Source organism: Sphingomonas sanxanigenens DSM 19645 = NX02, assembly GCF_000512205.2.
Taxonomy (GTDB): domain Bacteria; phylum Pseudomonadota; class Alphaproteobacteria; order Sphingomonadales; family Sphingomonadaceae; genus Sphingomonas_D; species Sphingomonas_D sanxanigenens.
This window is the reverse complement of the sequence record NZ_CP006644.1, coordinates 135,465-155,683: the sequence shown is the minus strand read 5'-3', so window position 1 is coordinate 155,683 and position 20,219 is coordinate 135,465. Positions and strand designations below refer to the sequence as shown.

General features: G+C 70.0%; 18 protein-coding genes. All 18 read right to left on the bottom strand.

Features of this window, described 5'->3' with window-relative positions; all coding sequences use genetic code 11:
* Positions 1-70 precede the first annotated feature (70 nt).
* The 18 genes from ftsA to NX02_RS00660 all read right to left on the bottom strand — a co-directional run bounded on the left by ftsA (position 71) and on the right by NX02_RS00660 (position 20,173).
* Positions 71-1,330 carry a cell division protein FtsA gene (ftsA, locus tag NX02_RS00745; protein ID WP_025290304.1) on the bottom strand — a complete coding sequence of 420 codons (1,260 nt, stop codon included), beginning with the start codon at positions 1,328-1,330 and terminating at the stop codon, positions 71-73.
* A complete protein-coding gene (locus NX02_RS00740; RefSeq protein WP_025290303.1) occupies positions 1,330-2,298 on the bottom strand; it encodes a cell division protein FtsQ/DivIB in 969 nt (322 codons plus the stop codon). Before NX02_RS00740 ends, ftsA begins: the two co-directional genes overlap by 1 nt.
* A complete protein-coding gene (locus NX02_RS00735; protein ID WP_047099712.1) occupies positions 2,295-3,263 on the bottom strand; it encodes a D-alanine--D-alanine ligase in 969 nt (322 codons plus the stop codon). The genes NX02_RS00740 and NX02_RS00735 overlap by 4 nt, the downstream gene beginning before the upstream one ends.
* The gene (gene murB, locus NX02_RS00730) at positions 3,230-4,126 is read right to left on the bottom strand and encodes a UDP-N-acetylmuramate dehydrogenase (RefSeq protein WP_025290301.1); all 897 of its coding nucleotides are present in this window, start codon (positions 4,124-4,126) and stop codon (positions 3,230-3,232) included. The genes NX02_RS00735 and murB overlap by 34 nt, the downstream gene beginning before the upstream one ends.
* Positions 4,126-5,544 carry a UDP-N-acetylmuramate--L-alanine ligase gene (gene murC, locus NX02_RS00725; RefSeq protein ID WP_025290300.1) on the bottom strand — a complete coding sequence of 473 codons (1,419 nt, stop codon included), beginning with the start codon at positions 5,542-5,544 and terminating at the stop codon, positions 4,126-4,128. The genes murB and murC overlap by 1 nt, the downstream gene beginning before the upstream one ends.
* Positions 5,541-6,680 (bottom strand): undecaprenyldiphospho-muramoylpentapeptide beta-N-acetylglucosaminyltransferase, encoded by a 1,140-nt coding sequence (gene murG, locus NX02_RS00720; RefSeq protein ID WP_025290299.1) that lies wholly within the window; start codon positions 6,678-6,680, stop codon positions 5,541-5,543. Before murG ends, murC begins: the two co-directional genes overlap by 4 nt.
* A complete protein-coding gene (locus NX02_RS00715; protein ID WP_025290298.1) occupies positions 6,677-7,915 on the bottom strand; it encodes a peptidoglycan glycosyltransferase FtsW in 1,239 nt (412 codons plus the stop codon). The genes murG and NX02_RS00715 overlap by 4 nt, the downstream gene beginning before the upstream one ends.
* Positions 7,912-9,315: a UDP-N-acetylmuramoyl-L-alanine--D-glutamate ligase gene (gene murD, locus NX02_RS00710; RefSeq protein WP_025290297.1), complete on the bottom strand. Its 1,404-nt coding sequence runs from the start codon at positions 9,313-9,315 to the stop codon at positions 7,912-7,914. Before murD ends, NX02_RS00715 begins: the two co-directional genes overlap by 4 nt.
* On the bottom strand, positions 9,312-10,382 hold the full coding sequence (gene mraY / locus NX02_RS00705) for a phospho-N-acetylmuramoyl-pentapeptide-transferase (RefSeq protein WP_025290296.1): 1,071 nt from the start codon (positions 10,380-10,382) through the stop codon (positions 9,312-9,314). Before mraY ends, murD begins: the two co-directional genes overlap by 4 nt.
* A gap of 4 nt (positions 10,383-10,386) precedes the next feature.
* A complete protein-coding gene (locus NX02_RS00700) occupies positions 10,387-11,829 on the bottom strand; it encodes a UDP-N-acetylmuramoyl-tripeptide--D-alanyl-D-alanine ligase (RefSeq protein ID WP_025290295.1) in 1,443 nt (480 codons plus the stop codon).
* Between the two features lie 199 nt (positions 11,830-12,028).
* Positions 12,029-13,444: a UDP-N-acetylmuramoyl-L-alanyl-D-glutamate--2,6-diaminopimelate ligase gene (locus NX02_RS00695; protein ID WP_025290294.1), complete on the bottom strand. Its 1,416-nt coding sequence runs from the start codon at positions 13,442-13,444 to the stop codon at positions 12,029-12,031.
* On the bottom strand, positions 13,444-15,141 hold the full coding sequence (locus NX02_RS00690) for a peptidoglycan D,D-transpeptidase FtsI family protein (RefSeq protein WP_025290293.1): 1,698 nt from the start codon (positions 15,139-15,141) through the stop codon (positions 13,444-13,446). Before NX02_RS00690 ends, NX02_RS00695 begins: the two co-directional genes overlap by 1 nt.
* A complete protein-coding gene (locus NX02_RS30475) occupies positions 15,138-15,758 on the bottom strand; it encodes a hypothetical protein (RefSeq protein ID WP_025290292.1) in 621 nt (206 codons plus the stop codon). The genes NX02_RS00690 and NX02_RS30475 overlap by 4 nt, the downstream gene beginning before the upstream one ends.
* Positions 15,755-16,729, bottom strand: a complete 975-nt coding sequence (gene rsmH, locus NX02_RS00680; protein ID WP_025290291.1) for a 16S rRNA (cytosine(1402)-N(4))-methyltransferase RsmH — start codon at positions 16,727-16,729, stop codon at positions 15,755-15,757. The genes NX02_RS30475 and rsmH overlap by 4 nt, the downstream gene beginning before the upstream one ends.
* Complete coding sequence (locus NX02_RS00675; RefSeq protein ID WP_053000554.1) at positions 16,726-17,139, bottom strand: division/cell wall cluster transcriptional repressor MraZ; 414 nt, start codon at positions 17,137-17,139, stop codon at positions 16,726-16,728. Before NX02_RS00675 ends, rsmH begins: the two co-directional genes overlap by 4 nt.
* Before the next feature lie 234 nt (positions 17,140-17,373).
* Positions 17,374-18,768 carry a Gldg family protein gene (locus NX02_RS30470; protein WP_025290289.1) on the bottom strand — a complete coding sequence of 465 codons (1,395 nt, stop codon included), beginning with the start codon at positions 18,766-18,768 and terminating at the stop codon, positions 17,374-17,376.
* Between the two features lie 14 nt (positions 18,769-18,782).
* On the bottom strand, positions 18,783-19,121 hold the full coding sequence (locus NX02_RS30465) for a hypothetical protein (RefSeq protein WP_025290288.1): 339 nt from the start codon (positions 19,119-19,121) through the stop codon (positions 18,783-18,785).
* Positions 19,122-19,168: 47 nt separating this feature from the next.
* Entirely contained in the window at positions 19,169-20,173 is a 1,005-nt protein-coding gene (locus NX02_RS00660; protein WP_025290287.1) for a cysteine synthase A, read from the bottom strand.
* Between the last annotated feature and the right edge of the window lie 46 nt (positions 20,174-20,219).

Here is a 20,219-nt window from a genome sequence, read left to right as displayed (position 1 = left end):
TCCCCCTCGATTCTTATGAATCAAGCGAGTCCCCAAATCGACACAAAAGTTAACGGGTGGACGCATTTTCCTAATAGCCGGTCTTGAACGCAGAAATAAGCTTGTGAACCCAGGCAGTTGAATTGCTGCGGTGGACCATCTGATTGGCCGGCTGGATCGCGCGCAGATCAACCGGGTTGGTCGCCGCGTAGTGCACCAGCCCTGCCAGCGTCGCGAAGGCAGGCCCGCTGTGCGCATCGGGGATTGCCGCGAGCCCGCGCGGGCGGCCGATCCGCACCGAACGGCCGAGCACGCCCTGCGCATAATCGGCGATGCCCTTGAGCTCGGCGCCGCCGCCGGTGAGCACCACCTGCCGGCCGACAGGGCCGCCGAAACCCATATCCTTCAGCGCCTTGCCGATCTCGCCGACCAGATGCTCCAGCCGCTGGCGGATCACGCCGATCAGCTGCGCGCGGGTGATGCGGATGCCCTCGCTGCCATCCTGTTCAGAGCTGATCGGCGTCACCTCGATCATGTCGTGATTGTCGCGCGGGCTCGCGGTGGCGGATCCGTAGAAGCATTTCAGCCGCTCGGCCTGCGCGCGACTGGTGCCGAAGGCGGAGGCGAGGTCGTCGGTGATGTCCGCCGCGCCATAGGGCAGCGAGGTGAGGCCGACGAGCATGCCGCCGCAGAACAGCGAGATGTTGGTGACGCCGGCGCCCATCTCGACGAGCGCCACGCCCAGCTCCCGCTCCTCGGCGGACAGGCAGGCCATGCCCGTCGCGACCGGCGAGGCGATGATCGACTTGACCGCAAGGTGCGCGCTGGCGACGCACAGCCCGAGGTTGCGCACCGGCGACCCGTCCGCGGCGACGACGTGGATGTCGACGCCCAGCCGGTCGGCGTGGAGGCCCAGCGCGTCCTTCACGCCGGTGAGGCCATCGAGCGTGTAGAGCGCGGGCTGCGCGTGCAGGATCATGCGGCCTTCGGGATCGATCGAGCTCTTGCCCGCCGCGAGCAGCTCGTCGATGTCCTGCTGCTCGATGCGGTGACCGCCCATCTCGACCTCGACCGAGACGATGTCGCTGATCAGGCCGCCCGCCGAGAAGCTGACCCAGACATCCTCGATGCTGACGCCGGCGATGCGCTCGGCCTGTTCCACCGCTTCCCGCACCGCGAGTTCGGTCGCGCGCATGTCGGCGACATAGCCGCGCTTGACGCCGCGGCTTTCGCGCTGGCCGGTGCCCAGCACCTGCAGGTCGCCGCTTTCGCTGCGCTCCGCGATCAGCGCCGAGACCTTCCAGCTGCCGATGTCGACCGCCGTGATCAGTTCCCCTTTAGGTTGTGCCATCACGCGTCTCCCTTCAACGCAGCGGTTTCCGCCTCGCGGCGCGCCTTCTCGGTCTCATCCTCCGGTGCCGCGACGCCGCTCTGTTCGGCGGCTTTCGCGGCGGCGGCGGCAGCCGCCGCCTTGCGCACGCCTTCGGGCACGCGGACCACGAACCGGGTCGGGTCCCGCATGTCGAAGCGGGTGAAGCCACGGCCCAGCAGCCGTTCCACGCCCTCCATCCGGGCGAAGGTGACGAGCGCCTTGGCGGCGGCCTCGTCCCCCTCGGGCAGCGCCAGCGTCTCCCCCGAACGGAAGCGCACGTCCCAGCGGCGATGGCCGACCCAGCTCGCGCCGGCGATGGTCGGGCGCAGCGCCGGGGCGGCCTCGATCAGTGTCGCGAGCCGGCCGGTCTGGCGGTTGGCGTCGGGACCGATCAGCATCGGCAGGTCGGGGACGGCGTTCGCCGCGATCTGTTCCAGCACCACGCCGTCGGCGTCGATCAGGCTCAGTTCCTGGTTGTTCTGCCACACCGCCACCGGCTTGCGCTCGACGATGTCGACCAGCAGCGTATCGGGCAGGCGGCGCGAGACGCGCGCGTCGGCGATCCAGCCATAGGTCATCAGCTGCGCGCGGACCTTTTCGAGGTCGACCAGCGGCATCGCCATCGAATGCTGATCCAGCGCGACAGCGTAGACCGTCAGCCGGTCCATCTTGTCGATGCCGGTCACCTCGACGCGCTTGACCTCGAAGCCCGCGCGGCCGGCGGCTTCCGCAACCTCGGTATAGGCCATCGCCGGCAGCCCCAGGAAGCTGATGCCGACCAGCGCGACGCCGCCCACCAGCAGCACCAGCGTGCCGTTGAGCAGGCGATCGAGCGTGGCCGAGGAGATCGGCAGCGCCGCCGCGGCGCGCGACAGTATCGACGGCCGGCTCTGCCCGCTGCGCCGCTTGGGGGATGCCCCCTTCCGCTTGACCGTCCGTGCGCTCATCGTTCCCCCTTGCCCGCCAGCGCTTCCCGTACGATCGCCTCGCACAGCGACGCATAGTCCATGCCGATGAACCGGGCCTGTTCGGGCACCAGGCTGAGCGGCGTCATCCCCGGCTGTGTGTTGACCTCAAGCAGGTAGAGCCCGTCCACGCCGCGCTCGTCGTCCCAGCGGAAGTCGGCGCGGCTGGTGCCCTTGCAGCCCAGCACCCGATGCGCCTTCAGCGCCATGTCAAGGCAGGCCGCGGCGATCTCCTCCGGGATGTTCGCCGGGCAGACATGCTCGGTCAGCCCGTCGGTATATTTGGACTCATAGTCGTAGAAGCCGCTCTTGGGCTTGAGCTCGGTCACCGCCAGCGCGCGATCGTCGAGCACCGCGGTGGTCAGTTCGCGGCCGCGGATGAAGGGCTCGGCCAGCAGGCTTTCGAACGCGTTCCACGGCCCGACGGTGTCGCGGCCGATCGGATCGCCATAATTGCCGCCGGCGGTGACGATGGCGACGCCCACGGACGAGCCTTCGTTGATCGGCTTGAGCACATAGGGCCGCGGCAGCGGATCGCCGAGATACAGGCTCTCCGACGTCACGACATGGCCGCCCGGCATGCGCACGCCGTGCGGCGCCAGCACCATCTTGGTGAGCTGCTTGTCGATCGCGATCACCGACGTGGCGAGGCCGGAATGGGTGTAGGTGAGCCCCATCAGGTCGAGCAGGCCCTGGATCGTGCCGTCCTCGCCCGGGGTGCCGTGCAGCGCGTTGAACACGACGTCGGGCGCGGCGGCGGCGAGCTTCTCGGCGACGTCATGGCCCATGTCGATGCGGGTAACGCGGTGGCCACGGCTCTCCAGCGCGTCCGCCACGCCGTTGCCGCTCATCAGCGAAACCTCGCGTTCGGACGACCAGCCGCCCATCAGAACCGCGATGTGCAATATAGTGCTCACGCCTTCACCCCGATCCGCTGGATTTCCCATTCCAGCTCGATTCCCGAATGCGCCTTCACCCGCGCGCGCACCTCTTCGCCCAACGCCTCGATGTCGGCAGAGGTCGCGGTGCCGAGGTTGAGCAGGAAGTTGCAATGCTTTTCGGAGACCTGCGCGTCACCGCGGGTCAGGCCCCGGCAGCCGGCGGCGTCGATCAGCGCCCACGCCTTGTGGCCTTCCGGGTTCTTGAAGGTCGAGCCGCCGGTGCGGCTGCGCAGCGGCTGGCTGGCCTCGCGCTCGGCGGCGATGCGGTCCATCTCGGCGCCGATCGTGGCGGGGTCGCCCGGCGTGCCGGCGAACAAGGCCTGCACCACCACCGCGCCCGCGGGCAGCGCCGAATGGCGATAGGTGTAGCCCAGCTTCGCCGCCGGCCAGGTCTCGACGCTGCCGTCGCGCAGCACCAGGGTCGCCTCGATGAGGATATCGCCGGTGTCGCGGCCATAGGCGCCGGCGTTCATCCTGACCGCACCGCCGACCGTGCCGGGGATGCCGCGCAGGAATTCGAGGCCGGCGATGCCCGCATCGCGCGCCGCCGATGCCACCGTGATGCCCATCGCCGCACCGCCGGCGCGCACCCGATGCCCGGGTTCGACCGCCACCTTGGCGAAGCTCTTGGGCAGGCGCACGACCACGCCCGGCACGCCGCCGTCGCGCACGATCAGGTTGGAGCCGACGCCGACCGGCAGCACCGGCAGCGACGGCGGCAGCGCCGCCATGAAGGCGGCGAGATCGGCGGTGTCGCCGGGGCGCACCAGCCATTCGGCCGGCCCGCCGGTGCGGAACCAGATGAAGTCGGCGAGGCTGCCGCCGGGCTCGACGCTGCCGGAGAGCGGAGGAAGGGCGAGCGCCGCCATCAGGCCGCCGCCGCCGCGCGCGCGGCGCGGATCGCATCGGCGAGGCCGGCGGCCCATTTGGTGATGTCGCCCGCGCCCAGGCAGACGATCAGGTCGTCGGGCTCCGCCACGCGCGCCAGTTCGGCGGCGAGCGCGTCGGCGCTGGCGATGGTCGCAGCGGCGCGGTGGCCGCGCAGCTGGATGCCGGCGACCAGCGCCGCCGCATCGACGCCCGCGATCGGCGCCTCGCCCGCGGCATAGACCGGGCTGATATAGACGATGTCGGCGTCGTTGAACGCCTGCGCGAACTCGTCCATCAGGCTTTCCAGGCGGGTGAAGCGATGCGGCTGCGCCACCGCGATCACGCGATTCTGCGCCCCTTCGCGCGCCGCCGCGAGCACCGCGCGGATCTCCACCGGATGATGGCCATAATCGTCGATCACGATCGCGCCATCGACCTCGCCCACCTTGGTGAAGCGCCGCTTGACCCCGCCGAAGCGCGAGAAGCCCTCGACGATCGTCGCGTCCTCGATGCCGAGTTCGAGCGCGACGCCGATCGCGGCGAGCGCGTTCTGGACGTTGTGCCGTCCGGGCATCGGCAGCATGATATCGGCAATGGTGCGTTGCGACCCGTCGCGATGGCGGATCACCGCATCGAAGCGGTTGCCGCCGGGCACCGGCGTCACATGCTCGCCGCGGACGTCGGCCTGCGCCGAGAAGCCGTAGGTGACGATGCGGCGGTCGCGCACGCGCGGCAGGATCGCCTGCACCTCGGGATGATCGAGGCAGAGCAGCGCCGCGCCGTAGAAGGGCACATTCTCGACGAACTGGACGAACGCATCCTTGACCGCGTCGAACCCGCCATAATGGTCGAGATGCTCGGGATCGATGTTGGTGACGACCGAGACGGTGCCGTCCAGCCGCAGGAAGCTGCCGTCGCTCTCGTCGGCCTCCACCACCATCCAGTCGCTGGCGCCGAGGCGCGCGTTGGAGCCGTAGCTGTTGATGATGCCGCCGTTGATCACGGTCGGATCGACGCCGCCGGCATCGAGCAGCGCGGCGATCATCGAGGTGGTCGTGGTCTTGCCGTGGGTGCCCGCGACCGCGACGGTCGACTTCAGCCGCATCAGCTCGGCGAGCATCTCGGCGCGGCGCACGACGGGGATGCGCAGCTGATAGGCGCGCTCGACTTCCGGGTTGCCGCGCTTGATCGCGGTGGAGGTGACGATCACCGCCGCGCCTTCCACGTTCGCCGCCTCATGGCCGATGAACACGCGGATGCCGCGGCTGCGCAGCCCTTCGACGACATAGGATTCGGCGACGTCGCTGCCCTGCACGTCATAGCCCATATTGTGCATCACCTCGGCGATGCCGGACATGCCGATGCCGCCGATGCCGATGAAGTGGATCGTGCCGATATCGGTTGCGAACCCCTTCATGCGTAGACGCTCCCGCGCGGGGCCGGCGCGGTTTCACGCACCGTCACGCCATAGGATTCGACCACGTCCGCCAGTGCCGACGCCGCATCGGGGCGGCCGCATTCGCGCATCCGCGCCGCCGCCTCGGCGAGCGCGCCGGGTTCGCCGGCCAGCTTCTGGATCTGCTTGGCGAGTTCCACGGGGGTGAAGACGCTCTGCACGATCGCGCGCGCACCGCCGGCGTCGACGATCTCGACGACGTTCGCGGTCTGGTGATCGTCCATCGCCGAAGGCAGCGGAATCAGGATCGCGGGGCGGCCGGCGACGGTCAGCTCGGCGATCGTCGACGCGCCGGCGCGCGCGATCACGAGCTGCGACCAGCGCAGCCGATCGGGCATGTCCTGCATGTAGGTCGCCAGCTCCGCATCGATGCCGAGTTCGGCGTAGCGGCGGCGGACATCCTCGATATCCTCCGGCCGGCACTGCTGCACGACCTTGAGGTTGCGGCGCAGGCCAAGCGGCAGCAAGCCGAGGCCATCGGGCACCACCGTCGAGAGAATGGTGGCACCCTGGCTGCCGCCGGTCACCAGCACGCGGAACTGGCCATCCTCGGTCAACGCCGGGAACGGCTCGTCGCGCAGTGCCAGCACTTCCTTGCGCACCGGATTGCCGACGAGGCGGACCTTGCCGGCATGCGCCGGCTTCAGCCGCTGCACATCCGGATAGGCGGTGGCGATGATATCGACGCGACCGGCGAGCAGCCGGTTGACGCGGCCGAGGATCGCATTCTGTTCATGCACCATCGCCGGCACGCCATCCTTCAGCGCGGCGAGCAGCGCGGGCAGCGCCGGATAGCCGCCGAAGCCGATGACGGCGCTGGGCCGCACCTGCCGGTTGAGCCCGCGCGCCATCGCCCGGCCGGCCAGGATCGAGCGGCCGGCGCGCAGCCAGCCGATCGGGCCGCCGGCGATGCGGCCGGCGGGCATGACATGCGTTGCCATGCCCTCGAACAGGCCCGGGATGCGTGCGCCGCGCTCATCGGTGACGAGCGCGACGCTGTGGCCGCGGGCGATCAGCTCGGCGCCCAGCGCATGCGCCGGCACCATATGGCCGCCGGTGCCGCCGGCGGCGAGGACATAGTGGCGAGAGGCGGTCATCGTCCGCTCCATTTCACGACATAGGGAGAGCGGGTGAGAAAGGGATTTCGCCGGGTGAATGCAAGCAGCAATCCGAACCCCATCGACAGGGCGAGCATCGACGAGCCACCATAGGAGATGAACGGCAAGGTCATGCCCTTGGAGGGGGCGAGCTGGACGTTGACCGCGATGTTGATCAGCGCCTGCGCGCCGAACTGCACGGTAAGGCCGGCCGCGGCGAGGACGGTGAAGGGATCCTCCTCGTCCAGCAGCTTCACGAACACGCGAACGACGAGCGCGAGGAACAGCAGCGCGATCGCGAGGCAGGCGATGAGGCCGAATTCCTCGCCGATCACCGAGAAGATATAGTCGGTATGCGCCTCGGGCAGCTTGAACTTCATCGTGCCGCCGCCGGGGCCGGTGCCGAAGAAGCCGCCCGCGGTCAGCGTCGCATAGGCCATGTCGGTCTGGTAGGTATCCACCGCCTGCCCCGCATCGGCGCCGATGCCGAGCCAGCCGTTGATGCGCAAGGTCGCGACCGGATAGAAGAAATAGGCGGCGATCAGCCCGCCGATGCCGGACCCCACGAGCAGGCCCAGCGCACGGCCCGATACGCCCGAGATCATCAGCAGCGCGAACCACATGATCATGAAGACGATGGTCTGGCCGAGATCGGGCTGGTGCATCAGCGCCACCGCGATCGCCGCGGTTGCGAGGCCGCTGAGCGGCGCCACCGGCAGGCTGGGATCCTTGGCCTTGAGCGAGAGCAGCCACGCCGTCGAGACGACGAACAGCGGCTTGAGGAATTCGGAGGGCTGGAACTGCGTGAAGCCCAGGCCGATCCAGCGCACCGCGCCGTTCACCTCGCTGCCGATCAGCGGCACCACCGCGAGCAGCAGGGTGAACACGCCTGCGCCGATCAGCGAAAAGCGCCGCGCGGCGTTCTTCGACATCATCGACACGCCGACCAGCACCGGCAGGCTCAGCACCACCCAGATGAGCTGGCGCCAGAAATAATGGAGCGGGGCGTAGGTGATGCCGCCGCCCGAATAGCGCTGCGACGCCGCCGGCGAGGCACAGGCGACCGCGATCAGCCCCATGACGATGAGCACGAGCGCCATCGTCAGCAGCACGCGATCGATCTCCCAGAACCAGGCGCCGATCGGTGTGCTGTCGCCACGACCGCCGATGGTGCGGGCGGCTGCGCCGATGCGCTTGGCGCTGATCTTGCGGCCGGGTGCCGATGTCGTGCTCATTTCAGCGCCCCCACTGCGGCGCGGAAGGCATCGCCGCGCGCTTCATAGTCCCTGAACTGGTCGAACGAGGCGCAGGCCGGACTCAGCAGCACCGTTTCCCCCGGGGCCGCCGCCGCCGCGGCGCGCTTCACCGCCTCGCACAGCATCTCGCAATCCTCGACCTTCATGTGCGGGCCGAGCAGCTTCTGGAACAGCGTCCCCGCCTCGCCGATCGTGTAGGCGGCGCGGACATGGCCGAACCACGGCGCGCATGCATCCAGCTCGTCGGTCTTGGCCTGCCCGCCGAGAATCCAGTGCACCGCCGGATAGGCGGCGAGCGCCGGCGCGGTCGAGGTGGGGTTGGTCGCCTTGCTGTCGTTGACGAACAGCACGCCGTCCCGCTCCGCCACCCGCTCCATGCGATGCGGCAGGCCGGGATAGGTTTCCAGTGCCGCTTCGATGACCGCATCGGCGATGTTCAGCGCGCGCGCGACCGCGATCGCCGCGGCGGCGTTCTGCGCGTTGTGCGGCCCCTGGAGGCTGGGCCAGCGCGACTGATCGGTGATCTCGGTGGAAGCGACGCGGACCAGCCGGTGGTTGACGTGCGCCGCGATCGCGCGGCTCGGATCATCCTCGGTGGCGATCACCGCCACGCTCGCCTTCGACTGCAGCTGGAACAGCCGCGCCTTCGACGCCGCATAGTCGGCGAAGTCGAGATAGCGATCGAGATGATCGGGGGTGATGTTGAGCAGCACGGCCACGTCGCAATCGAGGCTGGTGGTGAGGTCGATCTGGTAGCTCGAGAGTTCGAGCACATAGACGCCGCTGCCCTTGGGGTTGGGCTGCAGCGGATCGCGCGACAGGATCGGCACGCCGATATTGCCGCCCATCAGGGCCGGCAGCCCCGCGGTCTCGCAGATATGATGGACCAGCGCGGTGGTCGTCGACTTGCCGTTGGTGCCGGTGATGCCGACCACGCGATGCGGCGGCAGCGCGGCGCGCGCCTGTGCGAACAGTTCGATATCGCCGATCAGCGGCACCCCCGCCTCGCGCGCCCTGGCGGCGATCGGATGGCGGTTGATCGGCACGCCGGGGGAGACGACGAGGCCATCGAAGCCGCCGAGATCGATGGCCATTGGGTCGGCGAGCACCAAACCCTCCCCCCTCCGGGGGGAGGGACCGTCATCGCGCAGCGATGACAGGGAGAGGGGGCTGTCGGCAGGCTCGGAGGCCAAGCGCGACTGCCCCTCTCCCCGCAGGGGAGAGGGGGAAGAAAGCACCGCTTCCCGCGCCTCGGCGCGGCTATCCCACGCCACGACCTCCGCCCCGCTTTCCAGCAGCGCGCGCACGGTCGCGAGGCCCGAGCGTGCCAGCCCGAGAACCGCATAGCGTTTGCCGCGAAAGGCGGGGCTGGCGATCACCGGATCTTGAGCGTCGAGAGACCGGCCAGCGCCAGGATCAGCGCGATGATCCAGAAGCGGATCACGACGGTGGGCTCGGCCCAGCCCATCTTCTCGAAATGGTGGTGGATCGGCGCCATCAGGAAGATGCGCTTGCCGGTGCGCTTGTAGTAGAACACCTGGATGATCACCGACATCGCCTCGACCACGAAGAGGCCGCCGATGATGCCGAGCACGATCTCATGGTGCGAGGTGACGGCGATCGCGCCCAGCGCGCCGCCCAGCGCGAGGCTGCCGGTATCGCCCATGAACACCGCCGCCGGCGGCGCATTGAACCACAGGAAGGCAAGCCCGGCACCGATGATCGCGCCGCAGAAGATCGCGAGGTCACCCGCGCCCGGCACGTGCGGGATGCCGAGATAGGCGGCGAAGCGGACGTTGCCGACGAGATAGACGATGATCAGGAACGCCACCGAGGCGATGATCACCGGCATCGTCGCGAGGCCGTCGAGCCCGTCGGTCAGGTTCACCGCGTTGCCGAACGCCACGATCGTGAACGCCGCAAAGGCGATGTAGAACCAGCCGAGGTCGATCGAGACGCCGGTCATGAAGGGCAGATAGAGTTCGGTGCCGATCTGGCGGATCACCAGCCAGCTCGCGAAGCCCGCCACCGCGAACTCCAGCAGCAGCCGGATCCGGCTGGAAAGCCCCTTGTGGCTTGCCTTGGTGACCTTGTCATAATCGTCGAGGAAGCCGATCGAGCCGAACGCCAGCGTCACGAACAGGCACACCCAGGTGAAGCTGTTCGCAAGGTCCATCCACAGCAGCACCGAGATGCTGAGCGCGGTCAGGATCATCAGCCCGCCCATCGTCGGGGTGCCGCGCTTGGCGAGGTGGGTCTGCGGGCCATCCTCGCGGATCGGCTGGCCCTTGCCCTGGCGCAGCCGCAGCCAGCCGATGAACTTCGGGCCGATGATCAGGCCGATCAGCAGCGCGGTCGCCACCGCGCCCCCGGTGCGGAAGCTCAGATAGCGGATCAGGTTGAGGACACCCGGAAAGCCCAGATGTTCGGCGATCAGATAGAGCATGTGTTCAGGTCTTCCCACCCGCCATCGCTCCGGAGGTCATGGCCTCCACGAGACGCGCGAGCCCGATGGCGTTGCTACCCTTGACGAGAACCGCGTCCCCGGGACGAATCCTGACGAGCAGGCGCTCGCGCGCGGCAGCGGCGTCGGGCACATGGTCGAAATCGACGCTGCCCTCAAGCCTCGATGCGAGGGGCGCCATCTCCTCGCCGACAAGAAGTGCATAGTCCACGCCCGCCGCCAGCAGCGGGCCGACGAGTGCTGCATGATAGTCGTCGCTTTTTGCACCCAGCTCGCGCATCCCGCCGAGCACCGCGACCCGGCGCTTGGCCGGTTCCTCGCCGAGTTGGCGGATCGTCGCGGTCATCGAGGTGGGATTGGCGTTGTAGCTCTCGTCGATCACCAGCGCCTCGCCGCCATCGACCGCCACCCGCGAGCGGGCGCCGCGCCCCGCCAGCCCTTCCATCTCGGCGAGCGCGAGGCCGGCGGCGGCCAGATCCCCGCCCAGCGCCTCGACCGCGGCCAGCACTGCCAGCGAGTTGGAGACCCAGTGATCGCCCGGCGCCGCGACGGTGTAGCGCAGCTCGCCACCCGGCAGCCGCGCGACGACGGCGGTGCCGCGATCGGTGCGCGCCGAAGAGAGCGCACGGACATCCGCGCCCTCGCCGCGGCCGAAGGTCCAGATCGTGCCGGCATGCCGGCGCGCCTTGGCGAGCAGCCGATCGCGATGCGGGCTGTCGAACGGAATGATCGCGATGCCGCCGGGCTCCAGGCCTTCGAAGATCTCGCCCTTGGCGTCGGCGATTTCCTCCTCGCCCGAGAAATAGGCGGCGTGCGCGGGGGCGATGGCGGTGACCAGCGCGACGTGCGGACGCACCAGGCGGGTGAGCGCGGCGAGTTCGCCGGCATGGTTCATGCCCATCTCGAACACGCCATAGTGCGCCTCGCGCGGCATGCGGGCGAGGCTGAGCGGCACGCCGGTGTGGTTGTTGTAGGATTTGACCGAGCGGTGGGCGAGCCCGGGCGCAGCGCGATCGAGCGCCTGGAACAGGGCCTCCTTGGTGCCGGTCTTGCCGACCGAGCCGGTGACGCCGGCGATCCTGCCCGCCGAGCGTGCGCGCGACGCCGCGCCGAGCTCGTTGAGCGCCGTCATCGTATCGCGCACCAGCACATGCGGCCGCGCGTCGATCGCGCTGAGCGCAGCGGTGACGTCGTTCACCAGCACGTGCGGCTGCGCGATCGGCCGGCTGACGATGGCGCCCGCCGCCCCTTGCGCGAACGCCTGGTCGACGAAGCGGTGGCCATCGGTGTTCTCGCCGGCGAGCGCGACGAACAGGTCGCCGGGGCCGACCTCACGCGAATCGAACGCGACGCCGGTGGCGGAAAAACCGCCATGCACCTCGCCGTCGGTAACGGATGCGATCTCGAACGCGGTCCACAGCGGCGTCATGGGACGATCCCTCCGTGCCTCTGATGAGGTGCGCTGCAAAGCCCCTCCCCTTCAGGGGAGGGGGAAGGGGTGGGGAAGCGGCGGCGGGGGCTCAATGCCCCCGGCGGCGCCGTTGTTTCCGCTTGCGCGGAAGCGCGCTGTGCTCGCCCCCACCCCAACCCCTCCCCTGAAGGGGAGGGGGTAAAGAAGACAGCCCCGCTCACGCCGCCACCTCGCGCGCGACCTGAACATCATCGAACGGCAGCACCAGATCGCCGACGATCTGCCCCTGCTCATGCCCCTTGCCGGCGACGAGGACGATATCGTCCGCGCCCGCGTCGGCCACCGCCGCGGCGATGGCCTCGCGGCGATCGCCGATCTCGGTCGCACCGGGTGCGGCCGCCATGATCGCCGCGCGGATCGCCGCGGGATCCTCGCTGCGGGGATTGTCGTCGGTCACGATCACCCTGTCGGCCAGCCGCGTCGCCACCGCGCCCATTTCGGGGCGCTTGCCCGTGTCACGATCCCCGCCCGCGCCGACGAGGATGATCAGCCGGCCCTTCGCATGCGGACGCAGCGCGGCGATGGCGGCCTCGATCGCGTCGGGGGTATGGGCATAGTCGATATAGACCGGCGCGCCGGCGCGCGTGATCGTCGCGCGCTCCAGCCGGCCGCGTACCGGCTGCACCCGCGCGAGGTTGGCGAGCGTGGTCGGCACGTCGCCGCCGGTGGCGATCACCAGCCCGGCGGAAACCAGCGCGTTGGCCGCCTGATAGGCACCGATCAACGGCAGCTTCACGGTGAAGGGCCTGCCCTCCACCTCGATCTGCAACGTCTGGCCCAGCTGGGTGGGCGAGCGGCCGACGAGCCGGAGCCCCTCGCCCTTCTCGCCCACCGTCAGCCGCCGGAGCCCCCGCTCGCTGGCCGCGGATTCGACTGCGGACGACGCGCCGTCATCCGCCCAGATCACCGCCGTGCCGCTCGGCTCCACCACCTCGGTGAACAGCCGCAGCTTGGCGTCGAGATAGGCCGCCATGGTGCCGTGATAGTCGAGATGGTCGCGGCTGAGGTTGGTGAACGCCGCGGCCGCGACCGGCAGCCCTTCGGTGCGATATTGCGAAAGGCCGTGCGAGGACGCCTCGAAGGCGAGGTGCGTCACGCCCTCGCGCCGCAGCCCCGCGACGTTGCTGAGGAAGGTGACGATGTCCGGGGTGGTGAGGCCGGTGGAGACCTGCTCGTCCGCGGTGGTGACGCCCAGCGTGCCGATCGAGGCCGCATGGCGCCCCGCCATCCGCCAGAGCTGGCGGGTCAGCTCGACCGTGGAGGTCTTGCCGTTGGTGCCGGTGACGGCGACCGCGGTTTCGGGAAAGGGCGCGAAGAAGCGCGCCGCCAGCGCGGCGAGCGCCTGGCGCGGCTCGGCAGCGGCGATGTGGACCGCGCCCGCGACCGCCGCCCCGGGTCGCGCGACGATGGCGACGGCCCCGGCCCGCACCGCATCCGCGATGAAATCCTCGCCGTTGAAGCGCGCGCCCGGGAACGCGCCGAACACCGTGCCCGCGGCCACCTTGCGGTGATCGATCGCGAAGCCGGTGACGGTCGCGTCATCGCCGGTGCCGGTGAGCGCGCCCAGTTTCATCAGTGCTCCTTGTCCTTGCCCAGCAGCGCGTGCAGCGCGCTGTTGTCGAGATCGGCGCCCGGCAGCACGCCCAGCATCGGCCCGGCGCGCGCGATCGTGCGCGAGATCACCGGCGCGGCGGTCCATGCTGCGGAGGTGAAACCATAGGTGTCCGACGTGCCGACCGGCGCGTCGAGCATCGCGATCACCACATAGCGCGGCCGGTCCATCGGGAAGACCGCGGCGAAGGTGGAGACGTTGCGGCTGCGCGAATAGCCGCCCGCCTGCGCCTTTTCGGCGGTGCCGGTCTTGCCGCCGACGCGGAAGCCCGGCGCATCGGCGCGGCGGCCGGTGCCGTCGGTCACCACCAGCCGCAGCAAATGGCGCATCTTCTCGCTGGTCTCGGCGGTGAACACGCGGCTGCCCTTGGGCGCCTTGCCCGGTTCGATCTTGTAGAGCGTCGCCGGCCGCCAGATGCCGCCATTGACCAGCGCGGCATAAGCGCTGGCGAGCTGCAGCGGCGTCACCGCGATGCCGTGGCCGTAGGAGGTGGTCAGCGTCGTCGCGCGGCCCCAGTTGACCGGCCACAGCGAGGAGCCGCGCTCCTTCAGCTCGATATCGGGCGGGCCATCGAAATGGACGCTGCGGAACAGCTTTTCCATGCGCGCCTGCCCCATCTCGTCGGCGATGCGCGCAGTCGCGATGTTGGAGCTGTGGACGAGCGTTTCGGGGATGTTCAGCCAGCGGTTGAGCGGGTGATCGTCCTTGATGCGGAAGCGGCCGATCGGCACCGGCGCGGTCGCGTCGTAGCGCTTGGCGAGCGAGGGCACCACGCCGGTATCCAGCGCCGCGGCGATGGTCAGCGGCTTGAAGGTGGAGCCAAGCTCATACACGCTCTGCGTCACCGCGTTGCGCAGCGGGCTGACCTGCGCGTCGGCGGGGATCGCGGGTACTTTGTTCGGGTTGTAGACCGGCATCGAGGCCATCGCGACCACCTCTCCGGTATCCACGTCGAGGATCAGGCCGGCCGCACCCAGCGCGCTGTGCTTCTGCATCGCGGCATAGAGTTCGCTCTCCATCGCCGCCTGCACGCGCATGTCGATGGCAAGCTGCACCGGCTTGCCGCGCAGCGCCGGATCGCTCAGCCGCTCGTCGAGCACGCGCTCCATCCCCGCCGCGCCCTTGCCGTCGCGATTGGTATAGCCGAGCACCTGCGCGGCGAGGGTGGTCTGCGGATAGAAGCGCTCGGGCTCGCGCGCGAGCGCGACCGCGGGCTCGCCCAGCGCGTTGACCTGCTCCACCAGTTCGGGAAGCGCGCGGCGACGCAGATAGGTGAAGTTGACCCTGGAATTGAGGATGCGCCGATACTCGGCGTCGCTGCGCTCGGGCATCAGCTCCGCCAGCTTCTCGGCCAGTTCGTTGCGGTCACCCAGCACCTTCTTGGGGTGGATGCCGATCGACCAGGCCTCGACGGTCTGCGCCAGCGGCTCGCCGTTGCGATCGACGATATCTGCGCGCACCGGCGCGCTGCCGATCGCGCCGCGTGCCGACGGGCCGTCGCTGACGAAGGTCAGCCACACCAGCCGCACGCTGACCGCACCGACGGCGCCGATGAACAGCAGCATCAGCAGCATCAGCCGGAAATGCGCGACCGCAGCCGACTGATGGCGCTGATCCGCAAGATGCGCGCGCTGGGGCCGGGCGACTAGCGTGGTCATCGCCGGGCGGGCGCCACGGCAGGAATACGCGCGGGATCGCGCATCGCGACGCGGCCCATCTCGCCCGAACCATCGACCAGCCGGCGCGCGAGCATCTCGCCGCGCTGGCGCCGCCGGGCGGCGGCCGCCGCGTCATCCACCCTCGCCACGCGCGTCGGCGGCGGCAGATCGGCCTCGGCGGTCCGCGTCGCGGTGACCGGCGGCGGCGCGACGGGCTTCGGCGCGGCGGCTGACGTCGCGACGACGGCGGGCGCGGCAAGCGCTGGCTCATAGGAAGCCAGCCGCACCGTCTGCGGGATGTTGAGCTGCGCGGGATCGCCATCCGGCAGCGCATCGACCCGCGCAAGCTGCGCGACTTCGAGATACTGGGCAGCGCTGGGCGCGGACAGCGCAAGCACGTCGCCATTCCAGCGCTCGAGCTGACGCATGCTGGCGCGCGTCTTCAGCTCGGTCTGCAGCTGGCGGATGTCGTGCTGCGTACCGGTGATCTCGCGCTCGACCTTCTCCAGCGCGCCGCGTTCGGAGGCGACGCGCAGCGAGACGAGGTAGAAGCTGACCGCGGCGGTACCGATGGCGAGAGCCCATCCGAGCGGGCGGAGGCGGCGGGCGATCATCATGCGGCTTCTCCAAACGCGGCGGGCCAGGCGGGGGCGGCGGTGCGGCGCGCGACGCGCAGCGTCGCCGACCGGGCTCGAGGGTTGCGGGCGGTCTCTTCGGCGGAGGGACGGACGGGCTTGGCCACCGCCTCGAAGCTGGGCAGCGGCGCGGCGCCCCGCGTGTCTGGCATATGGCGCGACCCCGCGGGCGTGGCGCCCGAACGCGCCCGCAGGAAATTCTTGACCAGCCGGTCCTCGCCGGAATGGAAGGTCACGATCGCCAGCCGGCCGCCGGGCTTCAGCGCCCGCTCGGCGGCGGCGAGGCCGCCTTCCAGTTCCTCCAGCTCGCGGTTCACGCGCATGCGGATCGCCTGGAAGCTGCGCGTCGCCGGATCCTTGGGCTCGTGCGGGCGGTGGCCGAGCGCGCGACGGATGATCGTCGCCAGTTCGGCAGTGCGGGTGATCGGCCGCGCATCGACGATCGCGCGCGCCACCCGGCGCGAGCGGGGCTCGTCGCCATACCGATAGAGCGTGTCGGCGATCTCGGCCTCGGGAGCGGTGTTGAGGAAGTCAGCGGCGCTTTCGCCCGCCTGCTCCATGCGCATGTCGAGCGCGGCGTCGGTCTGGAAGCTGAAGCCGCGCTCGGCGCGGTCGAGCTGCATCGACGAGACGCCGATATCGAGCACGATGCCGTCGACGGGCGCGATGCCGCGCTCGCCGAGCGCGGTGGCAATCTGCGAGAAGCGCTCAGGCACGAGGGTCAGCGCGCCGGCCGCCTCGGCGACGAGCCCTGCGCCCTCGGCGATCGCATCGGGATCCCGATCGAACGCATAGACGCGCGCGCCCGCGGCCAGCATCAGCCGGGTGTAGCCGCCCGCGCCGAAGGTGCCGTCGACATGCGTTTCGCCCGGTGCGATGGCGAGCGCCGCCACCGCTTCGGGGCCGAGCACGGGAATATGGGGGGCGGCATCGAGCGGCCTGAAGGGCGTCATTTGCCGCCCTCCAGCAGGAATTCGGCGACCTCGCGGGTGGCCGCGGGAACGCAATCGGCGGTGAGGGCGATTTCGGGGTTCCAGATCTCGACGATGTCGAGCGCGCCGACGAACAGCGCCTTGGTCTCGATCTTGCCGGTGCGGCGCATGAAGGGCGGCAGCACGAAGCGGCCGCTGCCGTCGAACGGCAGCTCGTCGGACACGCCGGCGGCGCGCGCGAGTTCGGACTGGGTGGGCTTGCGATCCTTGTCCTGCCCCTCTTCCTCGGCGAGCCGGAGCAGGAAATCGGGCAGCTCTTCGTGGAACAGGCGGTCGTAGGCCATCAGGCAGGGCGCCACCGGATGGCGCGAGACGAACAGGGTGCGGCCAGCGCTGTTGGCTTCGAGCGTGGCGCGGAGTCGGGCGGGCACCGAGACGCGACCCTTATCGTCAACGCCACTCAGTCCGTAGCCGAAATACTTACCCCTTGTTCCCACGTTACGCCCCTGACGGGGGCACAAGCCATCCCGCGCCGGGACGCACAGGCGACCCGGTTACACATCACAAAAATGCGGAATGACCGCCCTCAACCGATCTGGTTGCTACCAACAGACCGCGGGGCAGGCAAGGGATTTTAGGGGATTTCCGGGGAAATCAGGGATTCATTAGGAATTTCCCTTGGGAATCTCGGGTTGCGTTGCAGGGCCGATCGGCGCTGTTCCCGGACTGTTCACGGCGCCAACGCCGGAATCGCGTGACTCACCCGCCTTTTCCCCGAATTTCCCCAGCCGGCCCGCGCGGATCGCCCATGCCGTCCCCAGACATCCCAGCCCCGGCAGCAGGCCAATGAGCAAGGGCCAGTCCGAATGGGCGGCGGGATCAATCCAGCGAGTCGGGAGGGTCTCGGGGCGCGCGGCGACCCCACCCCGGCCGTCGAGCGCGGCGAGCCAGCCGAGCAGCAGCGCGACATTGTCCGCGCGGCGCTGCTCGCGCTCGGCGCCGCGCGGGCCGGGGCCGCGCCACTGGCGCGCATCGAGAAAGTCGGCATCCGCCACCAGCAGCGCCCGGCCACGGCCGATCCGGCAATCGGCGACCAGCCCTTCGACGGCAAGCGTGCAGCCACCGCCCTTGCGCGTGAAGCGTCCGACGCCCTGGCTTTCGAGCCGCGCGCCGCCGATCATCCGCACCGCCCGGGCATGCGCATCGGCCGGTGCCGCGATGCCGAGCCCCCAATGGGTCAGCAGCGGATCGAGCAAGGTCGTCGGGGGCGCGCGGCGGCGGTCGCCGAGCGGCCAGCGGCTCGGCCACGCCAGCGCCGGATCGGCGAGCAGCAGCGCCCGGCCCCCGCCGCGCACCCAATCGTCGAGCGCGACGAGTTCGACGGGATCCAGCGCGCGCGGCTGGGCGATGAGCAGCAGCGTCTGGTTGGCCAAGGTCACCTGATCGATGCGATCGATCGGCTGCACCGCATAGGCGCGCTGGAGGATCGGATGAATGTCGGCGCCGCGCACATGCCCGCCGAGAATGTCGGACACATCCCCCTCACCCCAGACGATCGGCAGCGCGGTGAGGATGGCTAGCCGGCGGCCCGGCGTCGCCGCGGCGGGTGCCGCGCGCGGCGGACCCGACAGCGCAAGCGCCACCCCGCCCTCGCGCAACGGCGCAACGCTCGCCAGCGCCAGCAGCACGACGGCCACCGCCACGGTCGCCACGCGCCCGCCGCGGCGACGGACGAACTGGATGACGATATCGGCGACCGCGACGAACAACAGGCTGAGCGCAAGCTGGCGAAGCAAGGCCGCCGCCGAAGGCGGCCCGCCGAGCCATGTCGTCATTGCGCTCTCGCCCAGCGTCGCCGCGATCAGCGCCCATGCGTAGGCGCGCCAGCGTTCGGGCAGGCGCGCCGGCGTCGCCGCCCAGGCGAGCACGACGAGCAAGGGCGGGCGGACGGCGAGAAACGCGACCGCCTCCGCCCGCGCGCGCGCTGCGAATTCGCCGATCGTGAGCCCCAGCAGCATTTCCGCCAGCGCCCAGCCGCCTGCGAGCGCGGCGACACGCACCGCGCCCGCGCGCGTCAGTTGGCTCGCCCCGCCGGGGCCGGGGCCGGATCGCTGCTGTTGCCGCCGCCGGCGGCAGCGGACGGTGTCGCGCTGCTCGGCGCCACGCCGATCTCCGAGATCGGATCGGCCGATTTCGGCTCTTCGACGACGGTGTTGAGGTGCACGGGGGGCGGCTGGGTGATGTTGGCGAGGTCGATCATCGGCATCACCGGTGCCTCGTCGCTGGCGGCGTTGAAGATGAAACTGACCAGCGCGACGATGAGCATCACGAAGGCGAGGCCAGTCAGGCCCACGCGGACGCGCTGCATCGAATCGACCCGTGGTACCGCTTCCTTGCCATCGGCAAGCGCCATACGTCCTCGCCTCCCCAAGCCGAAGATAGACGGGGAACCGCGCATTGTTAAGCCCGACCAGACGTTTGGGCGAACCAGGGCGGCATCGGCAGCCCCTTCGCCGCAATCCAATCGCGGTTCCACAACGACGAAAGATAGCGGAACCCGGTGTCGCACAGGATGGTGACGATGGTGTGACCGGGGCCGAGCTGCCGCGCCAACTGCACCGCACCGGCGACGTTGATGCCGGACGAAAGGCCGAGGCACAGCCCCTCCTCGGCGAGCAGGCGGATCACCCAGTCCATCCCCTCGCCATCGGCGATGCGGAACTGGGTATCGACCGGCGCGCCTTCCAGATTGGCGGTGATCCGGCCCTGGCCGATGCCCTCGGCGACCGAACTGCCCTCCGCCTTGAGTTCGCCGTTCGCGTAGTAATTATAGAGCGCGGCGCCGTGCGGATCGCTGAGCGCGACGACGATCTTCTCGTTCTTCGCCTTGAGGCCAAGCCCCACCCCGGCGAAGGTCCCGCCGGTGCCGACCGCGCACGTGAATCCATCCACTTTGCCGCCGGTTTGCGCCCAGATTTCTTCCGCGGTGCCGGCGATGTGCGCACGGCGATTGGCGATGTTGTCGAACTGGTTCGCCCACAGCGCATTCTCGGTCTCTTCCGCGATGCGGCGCGAGGTGTGGACGAAGTGGCCGGGGTTCGAATAGGGCGCGGCCGGCACCAGCACCAGCTCGGCGCCGAGCGCGCGCAGCGTATCCATCTTCTCGCGGCTCTGCGTCTCGGGCATGACGATGATCGTCTTGTAGCCCTTGGCGTTGGCGACGAGCGCGAGGCCGATGCCGGTGTTGCCGGCCGTGCCCTCGACGATGGTGCCGCCGGGCTCGAGCAGCCCGCGCTCCTCCGCGTCAGTGACGATATAGAGCGCAGCACGGTCCTTCACCGAGGCGCCGGGGTTGGCGAATTCGCATTTGCCCAGGATCTCGCACCCGGTTGCGGCGCTGGGGCCGGCGAGGCGGACGAGCGGCGTGTTGCCGATCAGCGAAAGCGTGTCGGGGGTGACGATCATGCGGCGCTCAATAGGCCGGGTGGGGTACGCCGGGCAAGCAAGCGTG

Excerpts from the sequence above, each read along its gene's own strand:
- NX02_RS00690 (WP_025290293.1), bottom strand. The coding sequence starts at position 15,141 with ATGACCACGCTAGTCGCCCGGCCCCAGCGCGCGCATCTTGCGGATCAG.
- murC (WP_025290300.1), bottom strand. The coding sequence starts at position 5,544 with ATGAAGGGGTTCGCAACCGATATCGGCACGATCCACTTCATCGGCATC.
- NX02_RS00715 (WP_025290298.1), bottom strand. The coding sequence starts at position 7,915 with ATGAGCACGACATCGGCACCCGGCCGCAAGATCAGCGCCAAGCGCATC.
- ftsA (WP_025290304.1), bottom strand. The coding sequence starts at position 1,330 with ATGGCACAACCTAAAGGGGAACTGATCACGGCGGTCGACATCGGCAGC.
- NX02_RS00660 (WP_025290287.1), bottom strand. The coding sequence starts at position 20,173 with ATGATCGTCACCCCCGACACGCTTTCGCTGATCGGCAACACGCCGCTC.
- rsmH (WP_025290291.1), bottom strand. The coding sequence starts at position 16,729 with ATGACGCCCTTCAGGCCGCTCGATGCCGCCCCCCATATTCCCGTGCTC.
- NX02_RS00700 (WP_025290295.1), bottom strand. The coding sequence starts at position 11,829 with ATGACGCCGCTGTGGACCGCGTTCGAGATCGCATCCGTTACCGACGGC.
- NX02_RS00695 (WP_025290294.1), bottom strand. The coding sequence starts at position 13,444 with ATGAAACTGGGCGCGCTCACCGGCACCGGCGATGACGCGACCGTCACC.
- NX02_RS00740 (WP_025290303.1), bottom strand. The coding sequence starts at position 2,298 with ATGAGCGCACGGACGGTCAAGCGGAAGGGGGCATCCCCCAAGCGGCGC.
- mraY (WP_025290296.1), bottom strand. The coding sequence starts at position 10,382 with ATGCTCTATCTGATCGCCGAACATCTGGGCTTTCCGGGTGTCCTCAAC.
- murG (WP_025290299.1), bottom strand. The coding sequence starts at position 6,680 with ATGACCGCCTCTCGCCACTATGTCCTCGCCGCCGGCGGCACCGGCGGC.
- NX02_RS00735 (WP_047099712.1), bottom strand. The coding sequence starts at position 3,263 with ATGGGAAATCCAGCGGATCGGGGTGAAGGCGTGAGCACTATATTGCAC.
- murB (WP_025290301.1), bottom strand. The coding sequence starts at position 4,126 with ATGGCGGCGCTCGCCCTTCCTCCGCTCTCCGGCAGCGTCGAGCCCGGC.
- NX02_RS30465 (WP_025290288.1), bottom strand. The coding sequence starts at position 19,121 with ATGGCGCTTGCCGATGGCAAGGAAGCGGTACCACGGGTCGATTCGATG.
- NX02_RS30475 (WP_025290292.1), bottom strand. The coding sequence starts at position 15,758 with ATGATGATCGCCCGCCGCCTCCGCCCGCTCGGATGGGCTCTCGCCATC.